Below are 13,006 nucleotides of genomic sequence, written 5' to 3' on the forward strand. Positions count from 1 at the left end.
TATGAATTCGATCGCTACTCCCTTAAATATTGAACGTTGTTGGAATTTTATCGGCATTGAGGGCGATCGCTCCTGTCCCCAATTAGCCACCTATACTCATTGCCGCAATTGCCCCGTTTACTCCACTGCTGGACGCTATTTGCTAGAGCGCTCCATCCCTGAAGATTATCGCTATCAGTGGACTGAGTTACTGGCTAAATCTAGAGTCAGTGAAAATTCCCAGATATCCCATACTTTACCCACAACTCAAACTCTGACAGTTGTGATTTTTCGTCTGCAACGGGAATGGTTGGCACTTTCTGCCCAAATCTTCAAAGAAATTTCCCTTCCGAGTGTGGTTCATACCCTACCGCATCGCAGCAACCAAATCTTGCGGGGATTGGTAAGTATCCGAGGCGAATTACTATTGTGTATCTCTTTGAGTGATTTGTTGAATCTCGAAACTGCCGATACAGCAGTACAATCGCTGAGTCCAGTGGTGTATTCGCGCATGGTGGTGCTGGAAAAGGCCGGTAACACTTGGGTGTTTGGTGTAGATGAACTTTATGGAGTACACCGATTTCACCAGGATCAGTTACAAGATCCGCCTAAGAGTCTAACTCAAACTTATACTAAAGGATTATTTCACTGGCAACCTGGCGTTTCACAGGAGCGATTCCTACGGAGAGCTACGCTAACGCACAGTGTCAGCTATTTGGATGATGAATTGTTATTCACCACCTTGGCTAGGAAGGTGCAGTAATGTTAGAAGAATTTGATGTCAGCAATCTTTCCCTGCTGGATTTATTCAACATGGAAGTCAAAACTCAAGTTGTGGTATTGAATGACTGCCTATTGGCTCTGGAAACTAAGCCCGATCCCCAACCAGAACTAGAAGCCTTAATGCGCGCAGCCCATTGCATCAAAGGCGCTGCCCGAATTGTCCAAATCAATCCGGTTGTCAACCTTGCCCACGTGATGGAAGACTGCTTTGTTGCAGCTCAAGAGGGAAAAGTTACCTTAACTGCCGATCGCATTGATGTATTGTTGCAAGGGGTAGATATGCTGCTGCATATAGCGGAAGCGTTTACAGCTAACCCAAATTTGCAGTTGTTAGAAGATGTTGGCATTCAATCGTTAGTAAGTGCGATCGCTAATATCCTCACTCCAGAGACAACCTCTACAGAAATTCATCCCCTAGTAACAACAGCGCAGTTAGAAGACAACCAACAGACAACCCTTATTTCCCCATCCCCATTAGAAGAACTAGGCATTACCCAAAATCGGGCGGTGCGAATGAGTACTGAAAATCTGAATCGCTTGATGGGTTTAGCTGGAGAGTCTTTAGTTGAGGCGAATTTATTAGAACCATTTGCTAACTCTTTGCTGAAGTTGAGAAAGAATCAAGGGGAATTGTCCAACCTGCTGGAGAAGTTACAGGATTTATTAGGCAACTATCATCTGGATCGGCAAATTAAGGAAACCTTGAGTGCAACTCATCAAAAAGCTAACGAATGTTACCAGATGATGAGCGATCGCCAAAATGAACTAGAAGTATTTTCTCAGCGTTCTGCTAACCTTGCCCATCGCCTATATCAAGAAGTTATTGCTACCCGGATGTGTTCTTTTGCTGATGGGGGACAGGGATTTCCGAGGATGGTACGTGACTTAGCAAGGCAATTGGGTAAACGGGTAAAACTGGAAATCTTCGGGAAGTCTACTTTGGTAGATCGAGATATTCTAGAACGTCTGGAAGCCCCATTGACTCATATTCTGCGGAATGCGATCGATCATGGCATTGAAACGCCCCAAGAACGTCAAGCAGCAGGAAAGCCAGAAGAAGGAATTATTCGCATTGAAGTTACCCATCGCGCCGGAATGCTGTTTATCACCGTTGCAGATGATGGACGGGGAATCGATATCGAGTTTTTGCGCCAAGTAGTCATTAGCAAACAACTGACAAACCCGGAAATGGCAGCCCAACTTACCGAAGTTGAGTTGATGGAGTTCCTGTTTTTGCCTGGTTTCTCCACAGCCCAGACTGTCACCGAAATTTCAGGCCGGGGTGTGGGATTAGATATAGCCCATAGCACAGTGCGGCAAGTTGGCGGAACCCTGCGGGCGATTTCTGCGTTGGGAAGGGGCATGACCTTTTACTTGCAGTTACCGCTAACGCTATCTGTGATTCGCACCCTGTTAGTGGAAATTGCTGGTGAACCCTATGCCTTTGGGCTGACACGCATTGAACAGGTATTGATATTATCGAGGTCTAAAATTGCAGTATCGGAAAATCGCCCATTTTTCTTGATGAAAAATCAACCTGTGGAGTTGATTTTGGCAAGTCAAGTTTTAGAGTTACCATCACCTACGGTAAATATAGAATCGTTATCAGTGATTGTAATTAGCGATCGCCTCAACCGTTATGGATTAGTTGTAGATCGGTTTCTCGGTGAGTGCAGTTTGGTTGTCCGACCTTTAGATCCCCGCCTTGGAAAAGTCCCCAACATTAGCGCCGCCGCCCTGATGGATGATGGTTCGCCAGTCTTAATTGTCGATGTTGAAGATTTGGTACGTTCCATTGCGAAGGTGTTTTCTAGTGGACAACTTTCTCAGGTAAATCAGTCTGCTCATCAGGCAGTTAGCAAAACTTACAAGCGAGTGTTAGTAGTAGATGATTCGATAACTGTGCGCGAAATGGAGCGCAAACTTTTAGAAAACAACGGTTACAAAGCGGAAGTGGCGGTTAATGGTATTGATGGTTGGAATGCAATCCGTAGCGGCGATTATGACTTAGTGGTGACAGATATTGATATGCCCCGCATGAACGGTTTTGAACTCACCAGCCAGATAAAAACTCATGCCAAGCTGAAGCAAATACCCGTAATTATCGTTTCTTACAAAGACCGGGAAGAAGACCGATTGCAAGGGTTAGAAGCAGGTGCAGACTACTATTTAACCAAGAGTAGCTTTCATGATGATACTCTGTTAAATGCAGTGATTGATTTAATTGGAGAAGCTTGATAATAATTCGTAATTCGTAATGACGCGACGCTCCTGCGTCGCTAACGCTTCGCTATCGCGGACTCGCTACCGCTACGCTAACGTAATTCGTAATTAAGAAAGTGTTCAGGACTTACGCAAAATATCTCTAAAACTTTCATTTCTCTGTGTTCTCTGCGCCTCTGTGGTTCGATTTTTCGTTACCTGTAAGTCCTAATGTTGTATTTGTAGCGTTATTTTGGAGAAATACCATAATTTGTGAGAATTGCGATCGCTAACGATATGTTCATGGCTGTAGAAGCACTGCGGCGTGTTCTCGTAAAAGTACCAGATTACACGCTGGCATGGGTTGCTTACGATGGTGCGGAAGCGGTGAGCAAATGTGCGGCTGATACTCCCGACTTGATTTTGATGGATGTACTGATGCCCAGTATGGATGGAGTAGAAGCCACACGACGCATCATGAGCCAATCTCCCTGTGCCATTGTGATGGTAACAGCTAGCGTTAATCGCTATGCAGCCAAGGTTTTTGAAGCAATGGGTTATGGAGCCTTGGATGCCGTCAACACGCCAGCTTTCGGTGATGATGGGCTACTAAAAAAAATTGCCATGATCGCTCAATTAATTGGCAAATCTTCACATCGGCGATCGCTGTCTATCCATCACTCAAAATCACTTCCACCTCTAATTGTTCTAGGGGCTTCCACTGGCGGGCCGCAAGCATTGACAACTATTCTCTCCCAATTTCCCCAAAATTTTCCGGCGGCGATAATTATTGTTCAGCATCTAGATGCCCAATTTATCCCAGGTTTTGCCGCCTGGTTGAATGAGCAAATTCCTCTGGCTGTGCAATTAGCGATCGCAGGTGCATCACCACAGCCTGGTAAAGTTCTGCTTGCTGGTACAAATCTTCATTTGGTGATGCGTCCCGACCTCACCCTTGGCTATAATAAAGAACCACTAAATTTTTCCTACCGTCCATCAGTCGATGTTTTCTTCAAGAGTGTGGCTAAAAATTGGACTGGAAAGGGGATTGGGGTATTGCTGACGGGGATGGGTCAAGATGGCGCTCAAGGTTTAAAACGATTGCGCGAAGCAGGTTGGCACACTATTGCCCAAGACCGCAAAACTTGCGTTGTCTATGGAATGCCCAAAGTAGCAGTGGAATTAAAAGCTGCGGTGGAGGTTTTACCAATTGAAGCGATCGCATCAACCTGTATCAAATATACGTCAAAACACTTAACCTTATAGTAATTAATCATACTGTATATTTATAAATATGTGCGTTAAAGTAAACACTTAAGCCATCTTTACGAAGTATTTCAAAACACTAGCAAACTTTAATACTGAGATATAATTGCGACAACTGCAAATTAGTAAATTTAACTGACTAGTTTGTAGTCGTGAAAACAAAGACCTATTTAGAGGTGCTAAATGAACCTGCAAGAAACAGCACTCTTAGAAATATCTCCAAAGATCGCAAGATTATCACCGAAGTGGAGTGAACCAGAAACCCCACAAGCTGCGCCATTTATTCAGGATGCCAAAATATGCACAGTCAGACTTTTGCTAATTGACGATCAGGTAATTATCAGCGAAGCCTTCCGTCGGATTGTTGCGACAGAAACAGATATTTCGCTTCACTACACAAGTAATCCAGCTAAAGCTATTCAAGATGCGATCGCCATAGAACCAACGACGATCTTTTTGGATATGATCATGCCAGATATCGATGGATTAATGTTACTGCGTTGGTTTCGCTCTCATCCAGTAACTCGTGATATTCCGATCGTCATGCTATCTAGTAAAGAAGAACCAAAGCTGAAAGCCGCCGCCTTTGCTGAGGGTGCAAATGACTACCTAATTAAGTTACCCGATGCTGTTGAGTTAATTGCCCGCATCCGTTATCATTCCAAAGCATACAACAACCTCAAAGCACTCACTACTGCAACTGCCACTGCTCAACTTCAAGCACAACAGTTAAAAAATACTTTACAGGAATTGCAAACTACCCAAGTTCAATTGATTCAAACTGAGAAAATGTCTAGCTTGGGTCGTATGGTGGCAGGTTTAGCCCACGAAATTAATAATCCTGTTAACTTTATTCATGGCAATTTTAATCATCTTAATAATCATGTAAATTGTCTGATAAATTTAATTGAACTATATCAACAAGAACATCCAGATTTGTATTCTTTATTTGAAGAAAAATTTGGTGAATTTAATCTTGATTTTATCATCGATGATTTACCAAAAATTCTTTCATCCATGAGGATGGGAACTGATCGGATTCGTGACATTGTGCTGTCTCTAAGAAATTTTTCTCGACTCGATCAGTCAGAGAAAAAAGCCGTTAATATTCATGAAGGTATTGAAAGTACTTTATTACTTTTAAATCATCGGATACACCCAAAAATTGAAATTATTAAAAAATATGGGAATCTGCCACCAGTTCAATGTTATCCAGCGCAACTAAACCAAGTATTTATGAATATCCTTAGTAATGGCATTGATGCTTTACTAGAGCGAGATAATCAGATCCAAAAGCAAATTGTGATTACAACTGAAGTAACTGAATTAGAAACAGTCGTAATCACATTCAAAGATAACGGTGATGGAATAGATGCGGAAATCAAAAGTAAGATATTTGATCCTTTTTTTACAACTAAACCAATTAATAAAGGAACGGGATTGGGTTTAGCAATTAGCCATCAAATTATTGAGAAACATCAGGGAAATATCCAGCTAAAATCTGAAATTGGCTATGGAACTGAATTTGCGATCGAAATTCCAATAGCATTAGCTGTTAATCATAAAAGCAACACTTGAATTAAGACTTCACCGGAGAATTATTTCCTCGGAGGTTGATTCATCTTTTAACTTATAAGTTATTAAAGAAAAATGCAGAATTAATCCTGAATTCTATTTTAATAAATCCTTGAAGAAGAATTCAGAATTCAGAAGTCACAATAAATATTCTGGCGACTGACGCATGAATTCTGTTTTGATAATAAATTAAATGCGATCGCAGTTGTAGGAATCGATAATTCATATCATCAAATCTTGATGATGATATTATGAATCATTTGCTACCGCTTGCGTGCATGGGATGAGTGACCCTAGTGTTAAAAGAAATCGTGCAAAGCTAAACCCTCATCCCAGAAGTCGAATAGGAAGCTACAATGGCAATTCCAAATAAACAAGTAAAATCTAATACTGATATTTTAGATAATAGACGCACCCAAACTCGCATCCAGGTGCGTATTCCTAAAGACTTGCATGAGAAACCAGTCATTTCACGACTGGTTTCTCACTATGGTGTCACAGTCATTATTGCTGATGCTCAGGTAAACGCAAACGTGCCACAATATAGCTGCTTCGATCTGGAACTGCGAGGTACTGTTTCCCAGATTGAAAGTGCCTTGACTTACCTGGATGAACTAGATTTAGAAGTTTTGCAACAATCTAGCCCTGAAGAAGATGGTTGGTAAATTGAGTGCTGAGTCCTGAGTTATGAGTGCTGAGTCAAAAACACTCAGCACTCAGCACTCAACACTCGGTACTGAGTTTAGGCCATTTGATTTTCAATCGCCCACCGCGCTAATTCAGTGCGGTTGTGGAGATTGGTTTTGCCCAACATATTGGACACATGGCTTTCAACAGTGCGCTGACTAACATTTAGTTCTTCAGCAATTTCACGGTTAGCTAAACCCCTAGCAACAAACTGGACTACTTTCAGTTCAGTTGGGGTTAATTGCACATCGAAGGGAACCTGGATGCGGGAACCGTTTTCGCCTCCTTTTGCTTGGTGTTCTTTCCAACGGATAGTTTGTTTCAGCGAGGATTCAACTTGCGCTACGAGTTCTTCTGGTTCAAAGGGCTTGACCATATAAACATCAGCACCTTTATTCAGACCCTTAACTCGGTCTGCACTTTGTCCCTTAGCTGAAAGGAAAAGAACCGGAATCCAGCTGGTGCGTTCGTTTTGCCGGACTTGTTCCACAAAAGTATATCCGTCCATTTCCGGCATCATCACATCGCAGATGATCATGTCTGGAACATCTTGCTCTAAAATTTCCAGAGCTTCACGTCCATTTTCGGCGGTGATGACTTCATATCCCCGGAATTCTAAGTAATCCTTCACCAGCAAGATGAGGTTAGGGTCATCATCAATCAATAGAAGTCGTTTGTGATCTTTCATGCTGGGCTCTTTCATAGCAGTGGCACTTGTCGCGCTTCGGTCCATCAAAGTCTTGAATATTTATCCTCTATGGTGGGTTATTCGAGATGTTGTCCTTTTTCCTACTTAACTTGCCTTTGCTGTCTCGAAGTCTTAAAAATGCCGAGCATTTTCAATAGACTAGTAGCTCGATAGCAAAAGTCCAGCAAGGATACGTATAGCAGTAGTATCTATAATGCGCTATTATATATCGCATTGAAAGGGGCGGGCGAGAAAACACTGATAAAATAATAATCCTTCTGACTCACAAGTAAGTATTGGCTTAAAGATGACCCTACCTCAAAAGCAACCCGCACTTTCTTTAAGCTTACTGCTATACCATGTCCTTCGGTTGTTAAGCCTCTATGAGGTGTTCACAAGAAACTAGGAAGTTTCTGGCAAAGGATGGGTTAAAAACGCATATTTTTCAACCACCACTATGCCTATTAACTGTTCTCGGACGATCCGCAGGGGTAACTTCCGGGTTTGCTTGGCGATACCAGACACCATCAGGGTAAACCACCATTATGGGTCTAGAACAAGAAACACGCAAGTAATTGGCTTTGGTTTTATAGACGGAGATCGGATAACTCTGTTGCGCCTCATCAAGTTTTAACTCTTTAAGTCGTATTTTTAAGTAATCCCAGAATTCCAGACTAGCTCGTTTTGAGCAGCAATTGTCTGGTTAGCGCAAATAAAGTTGACTAGGAAGTAGGGAATGGGGAAGAATTCTCATAATTCTTAACTCCCTACTCCCTACTCTCTTCGTAACTTACGGAACAAAACCTGAAAGGTAGAAATAATTAAGCATTTATACTTAAGTACATCTATAGGACTCATATTTGATTTTTGAAAAAACTCAGTACACCTTTATTCCTTCTTCCCAGTCTCCAGTCCCCAGTCTCTACGAGTAATTCAGGAATCAAATCGGATTGCTATATAACCTTCTAGTTCGGGAACCCGTACTAAAGGGATTCTTGCCATTGGATGCCATTTTTCGGTAAATTAGCACTCAGGAGTTGAGAGTGCTAAACTGGAGAAAATAATTATGGCAGCTTTATCTCTAAGCGTTTCTACAGTTAAACCCTTGGGCGATCGCGTTTTCGTAAAAGTGAGCGCCTCTGAGGAAAAGACCGCAGGTGGTCTGTATTTGCCCGATACCGCCAAGGAAAAGCCCCAAGTAGGGGAAGTAGTCGCCCTTGGCCCTGGCAAGCGTAATGACGATGGAAACCGTCAGGAATTGGAAATTAAAGTCGGCGACAAGGTGCTGTACTCTAAGTACGCTGGCACTGACATCAAGCTCGGCACCGAAGAATATGTACTGCTTTCTGAAAAAGATATTTTAGCAGTCGTTATTTAGTGGTCATTAGTCATTGGTCATTAGTCATTAGCCAATGACAAAGGACAAATGACAAATGATGAAGAACAAAAGACAAATGACAAAGGACAACTAACAATTATGGCAAAGCGCATTATCTACAACGAAAACGCCCGTCGTGCCTTGGAACGAGGCATTGACATTCTGGCTGAGGCTGTAGCTGTTACCCTTGGCCCCAAAGGTCGTAACGTAGTCCTAGAAAAGAAATTTGGCGCACCACAAATCGTCAATGACGGTGTAACGATCGCTAAAGAGATCGAATTAGAAGACCACATTGAAAACACTGGTGTAGCTTTGATTCGTCAAGCTGCTTCTAAAACCAACGATGCTGCGGGCGATGGTACCACAACTGCCACCGTTTTAGCCCATGCGATCGTCAAAGAAGGCTTGCGGAACGTTGCAGCTGGTGCTAATGCGATTTCCCTCAAGCGTGGTATTGACAAAGCTACTGCCTTCCTAGTAGAGAAAATCAAAGAACACGCCCGTCCAGTGGAAGATTCCAAAGCCATTGCCCAAGTTGGTGCCATCTCGGCTGGTAATGACGAAGAAGTTGGTCAGATGATTGCTCAAGCAATGGACAAGGTGGGCAAGGAAGGCGTAATTTCCCTAGAAGAAGGGAAATCTATGTTCACCGAGTTGGAAATCACTGAAGGGATGCGCTTTGACAAAGGCTACATCTCTCCTTATTTCGCTACCGACGCTGAACGGATGGAAGCGGTTTTTGATGAGCCTTTCTTGCTGTTGACCGATAAGAAAATCGCTTTGGTACAAGACCTTGTGCCAGTGTTAGAGCAAGTAGCTCGTGCTGGTCGTCCTTTGGTGATTATCGCCGAAGATATTGAAAAAGAAGCTTTGGCAACTTTGGTTGTAAACCGTTTGCGCGGTGTGCTGAACGTGGCTGCTGTTAAGGCTCCTGGCTTTGGCGATCGCCGCAAAGCACTACTAGAAGACATTGCTGTTTTAACTGGTGGTCAACTAATTACCGAAGATGCTGGTTTGAAGCTAGATAATACCAAGCTGGATAGCCTGGGTAAAGCTCGCCGGATCACCATCACCAAGGACAGCACCACAATTGTTGCCGAAGGTAACGAAGCTGCTGTTAAGGCTCGTGTCGAACAGATTCGTCGTCAAATCGATGAAACCGAATCTTCTTACGACAAAGAGAAACTCCAAGAGCGTCTTGCTAAACTCTCTGGTGGTGTTGCTGTAGTGAAAGTGGGTGCAGCGACCGAAACCGAAATGAAAGACAAGAAACTGCGCCTAGAAGACGCTATCAACGCCACTAAAGCTGCTGTGGAAGAAGGTATCGTTCCTGGTGGTGGTACAACTCTGGCTCACCTGGCTCCTGAATTGGAAGTTTGGGCAAAGAGCAATCTTAAAGATGAAGAGTTGATTGGTGCGCTGATTGTGGTTCGCGCCTTACCTGCTCCTCTGAAGCGGATTGCTGAAAACGCCGGTCAGAATGGTGCTGTGATCGCTGAACGCGTGAAAGAGAAAGAATTCAACGTTGGCTACAACGCTGCAACCAACGAATTCGTCGATTTGTTAGCTGCTGGTATTGTTGACCCTGCGAAAGTGACTCGTTCTGCTCTGCAAAACGCTGCTTCCATCGCTGGTATGGTGTTGACAACCGAATGTATTATAGTTGACAAGCCTGAGCCTAAAGATGGCGCTCCTGCTGGTGCTGGTGCTGGCGGCGGTGACTTCGATTACTAATACTTTGTAGTTAGATAATTTGTCAGAACAGCTGCTTCCTTTATGGAGGCGGCTGTTTTTTTGTGTCAGTAGAAGAGGAAGAAAGTGAGTTACGACAACGCTTGTAAATATTTAGCTGAACAATCGCATCCACATACCACAATCCCTTTTTAGTCGCCAATATTACTTGTATTCCTTTTCAGTATTTTCTCACGAATGATTCAGGATTGCTATAGTTGCGTAGAAATCCAATTTCCCTTTTCATCGTACCAACGTAACCACAAGCGTTCGATGCCTTCATAAGCGCCTTGCCAAAGTCCTAAACCTAATTGTATTCCTGGCATCCACACTCTAGAAAAGGAGAATCCTGACCGACTAACTTTAAGTTAACGGATTGCAGTAAAGGTTTAGCGAAAATCAAAAGAAAAATATTTTATTCTACCTGAGAAAGACGCGATAAATTGCGTCTTTCGTTTTTACTGGAATAGGAATGACAATTTTCTCTATTAGTCAGGTAAACCTTTTTTATAATTACCTCAAGGCTAATTAAATTACTTTCTATAAATACTATTGTTGGTTGATAAAATGAGCCAGGTTTTGCAATATCCACTCCACAATGTTCTAGAAGCCCGTGCCCGCTTGGGTGAAAGCCCTATCTGGGATTCTACCCAAAACGTAATTTACTGGGTTGATATCTACAACCATCGGGTACATCAGTTCAATCCGGCTACGGGGAAAGACTTGTTTTTTGATGTGGGAGATGTGGTAAGTGCGATCGCCACAGCAGGTAAAGATAGATTAATTATGGCACTGCGTCATCATCTGGCATTTCTCAACACCCAGACAGGTGAAGTTACACCCATTTTGGAAATTGAAGGAAATCTGGCAGATAATCGTTTGAATGATGGTAAATGTGACTCTCAAGGTCGTTTTTGGATCGGCTCAACGTGTTCTTTAGAAAAACCCCAAGCTAGCCTCTATCGCTACGATCGCGACGGCTCATTGCATATCATGGAAACGGGATTGACTATCTCTAATGGTCTGGGGTGGAGTCCCGATCAAAAAACATTTTACTTGAGTGATTCTCCTCACCAAAAGATATATGCTTATGATTTTAATTCAGTAACAGGTAGCATTACTAATCGCCGAATTTTTGTTGATTTAACTCATGAATCTTTCTACCCAGATGGGTTGACGATAGATAGTCAAGGAAATATTTGGTCAGCGATGTGGGATGGATGGTGTGTGATTCGTTTCAACCCCAAGGGTGAGGAGATATTGCGGATCAAACTACCTGTGCAATTGCCAACCAGCTGCACTTTTGGCGGCAAAGATTTGCAAACACTTTACATTACTACTGCTTCAGTTGGACTCAGCCAAGGGGAGATTGAAAAAAGTTTCTATTCTGGTGATTTGTTTGCTCTCCAGACTGATGTTAGGGGATTACCTAGTTATGATTTTGAGAAATAAAGGGGCTAATTAAGGCAAGAGACGGCGATTTATCGCGTCTTTGTGATATGGGGCGTGTCTTTTGATCTTGAAGTTCCGAGTTCAAAGGCGCAACTTCCCAGTTCAAAGGCGCAACTTCCCAGTTCAAAGGTGCAACTTCCCAGTTCAAAGGCGCAACTTCCCAGTTCAGAGGCGCAACTTCCGAGTTTAAAGAGACTTCCAAATAAAAAAACATCAGTCTCGTGAAGCTTTTTTGGTTTCACTTTGTACTTAAAGGTATATTTTCCCTACTTGGAATTTGTGGTATGAGGTAAATTGCTCCAGATATTAATGTCAAGGCAACAGAGTGCTAATAATTAGGGTAAGGATTGGATAAACTGAAAGGAAATATTTGCAGTCAAAGGCTTTGGCAGGGGTTTTCCTTGTGCTTGGTAATCTTCAATCAAAAGTTCCAGCACTTCCTCACCATTATTTAGAGCATCGGCGTAGGTATTTCCATGAGTGTGTGCATAAGGGCCAAACTCAGGTAAACTGACAACGTACTTTTTATCTTCATCAGACCACTGAATTACAATACTATATTGTGGTTTCATTAGTGCTAGCTTTTTGCGGCAAAAGATAAATACCCCCAGAGATTAACGTCAAGGTGACGGAAATCCAAAAGGCAATCAGAGAGGGAGTTTGCCAGACTTGAGGTAATGGCGCAATCAGAAGGGCGATCGCCACTATTTGACTAACTGTTTTGAGTTTACCCCAAATGTTCGCTCCGGTAATTGTTGTTTGATTGACTCGCCAACCAGCGATCGCTAATTCCCGCGCTAAAATCAAAAACACTCCCCAAGCTGGCACTTTTCCTAGTTCAATAAAAACCAGCAACGGCGCAAGTACCAGAAGTTTATCCACCAAGGGATCAAGAAACTTACCCAATTCACTAATTTGGTTGAGTTTCCGTGCCAAATAGCCGTCTAACCAATCAGTTAACGCCGCAATCAGAAAAATCGCCAAACATATCCACTGAGCTTGAGGTGTAGGATTATATAAACCGTAAAGCAGAAATGGTATCCCCAATAGGCGAGAGAAGGTAATCCAGTTGGGTATGGTCATAGGGAATTCAAAAAGAAATAATTCGTAATTCGTAATTCGTCAATTTTGTTTTGTAATGGGGATTTAACCCCAACACAAAACTTGCTTTCATGCGTGAGGTAGGGGTATTAAACCCTATCCTAAAATTGTCAAATCCTTCATTCCGTGAAATCCTTAAATCAGTTAAATCAGTGATAAAGCTT

At 42.7% G+C, this 13,006-nt stretch carries 13 protein-coding genes; 8 read left to right on the forward strand and 5 right to left on the reverse strand.

Annotation, left to right across the window (positions count from 1 at the left end):
- Position 1 precedes the first annotated feature (1 nt).
- From HWQ37_RS23450 to HWQ37_RS23470, 5 genes are all read left to right on the forward strand, one after another.
- A complete protein-coding gene (locus HWQ37_RS23450) occupies positions 2-742 on the forward strand; it encodes a chemotaxis protein CheW (RefSeq protein WP_292751488.1) in 741 nt (246 codons plus the stop codon).
- Positions 742-3,000 (forward strand): hybrid sensor histidine kinase/response regulator, encoded by a 2,259-nt coding sequence (locus HWQ37_RS23455; protein WP_292751491.1) that lies wholly within the window; start codon positions 742-744, stop codon positions 2,998-3,000. Before HWQ37_RS23450 ends, HWQ37_RS23455 begins: the two co-directional genes overlap by 1 nt.
- A gap of 237 nt (positions 3,001-3,237) precedes the next feature.
- Positions 3,238-4,230: a chemotaxis response regulator protein-glutamate methylesterase gene (cheB, locus tag HWQ37_RS23460; protein ID WP_292751494.1), complete on the forward strand. Its 993-nt coding sequence runs from the start codon at positions 3,238-3,240 to the stop codon at positions 4,228-4,230.
- A gap of 183 nt (positions 4,231-4,413) precedes the next feature.
- Positions 4,414-5,808 carry an ATP-binding protein gene (locus HWQ37_RS23465; protein WP_292751496.1) on the forward strand — a complete coding sequence of 465 codons (1,395 nt, stop codon included), beginning with the start codon at positions 4,414-4,416 and terminating at the stop codon, positions 5,806-5,808.
- A gap of 353 nt (positions 5,809-6,161) precedes the next feature.
- Positions 6,162-6,470, forward strand: coding sequence for an NIL domain-containing protein (locus HWQ37_RS23470; RefSeq protein ID WP_292751499.1), 309 nt, complete (start codon positions 6,162-6,164; stop codon positions 6,468-6,470).
- Positions 6,471-6,547: 77 nt separating this feature from the next.
- Here the strand turns inward: HWQ37_RS23470 and HWQ37_RS23475 are convergent, their stop codons facing one another.
- Together HWQ37_RS23475 and HWQ37_RS23480 are read right to left on the reverse strand one after the other, a co-directional pair.
- Positions 6,548-7,225 (reverse strand): response regulator transcription factor, encoded by a 678-nt coding sequence (locus tag HWQ37_RS23475; RefSeq protein WP_012407592.1) that lies wholly within the window; start codon positions 7,223-7,225, stop codon positions 6,548-6,550.
- A gap of 357 nt (positions 7,226-7,582) precedes the next feature.
- A complete protein-coding gene (locus tag HWQ37_RS23480; RefSeq protein ID WP_292751502.1) occupies positions 7,583-7,708 on the reverse strand; it encodes a hypothetical protein in 126 nt (41 codons plus the stop codon).
- A gap of 538 nt (positions 7,709-8,246) precedes the next feature.
- Between HWQ37_RS23480 and groES the strand changes: the two genes are divergently transcribed.
- From groES to HWQ37_RS23495, 3 genes are all read left to right on the forward strand, one after another.
- Positions 8,247-8,558 (forward strand): co-chaperone GroES, encoded by a 312-nt coding sequence (groES, locus tag HWQ37_RS23485; protein WP_094348596.1) that lies wholly within the window; start codon positions 8,247-8,249, stop codon positions 8,556-8,558.
- Positions 8,559-8,657: 99 nt separating this feature from the next.
- Positions 8,658-10,292: a chaperonin GroEL gene (gene groL / locus HWQ37_RS23490; RefSeq protein WP_292751568.1), complete on the forward strand. Its 1,635-nt coding sequence runs from the start codon at positions 8,658-8,660 to the stop codon at positions 10,290-10,292.
- A 564-nt stretch (positions 10,293-10,856) separates the two neighbouring features.
- Positions 10,857-11,741: an SMP-30/gluconolactonase/LRE family protein gene (locus HWQ37_RS23495; protein WP_292751505.1), complete on the forward strand. Its 885-nt coding sequence runs from the start codon at positions 10,857-10,859 to the stop codon at positions 11,739-11,741.
- Here the strand turns inward: HWQ37_RS23495 and HWQ37_RS23500 are convergent.
- The 3 genes from HWQ37_RS23500 to pgsA form a co-directional block, all read right to left on the reverse strand.
- Positions 11,719-11,955 carry a hypothetical protein gene (locus tag HWQ37_RS23500; protein ID WP_292751508.1) on the reverse strand — a complete coding sequence of 79 codons (237 nt, stop codon included), beginning with the start codon at positions 11,953-11,955 and terminating at the stop codon, positions 11,719-11,721. The two genes, HWQ37_RS23495 and HWQ37_RS23500, sit on opposite strands and share 23 nt — an antisense overlap.
- A 121-nt stretch (positions 11,956-12,076) precedes the next feature.
- Positions 12,077-12,313, reverse strand: a complete 237-nt coding sequence (locus HWQ37_RS23505) for a type II toxin-antitoxin system HicB family antitoxin (protein WP_292751511.1) — start codon at positions 12,311-12,313, stop codon at positions 12,077-12,079.
- A complete protein-coding gene (pgsA, locus tag HWQ37_RS23510) occupies positions 12,297-12,824 on the reverse strand; it encodes a CDP-diacylglycerol--glycerol-3-phosphate 3-phosphatidyltransferase (protein ID WP_292751514.1) in 528 nt (175 codons plus the stop codon). The genes HWQ37_RS23505 and pgsA overlap by 17 nt, the downstream gene beginning before the upstream one ends.
- Positions 12,825-13,006 lie beyond the last annotated feature (182 nt).

It is taken from the genome of Nostoc sp. NMS4 (assembly GCF_017115095.1).
In the GTDB taxonomy this organism is placed as follows: Bacteria; Cyanobacteriota; Cyanobacteriia; order Cyanobacteriales; family Nostocaceae; genus Nostoc.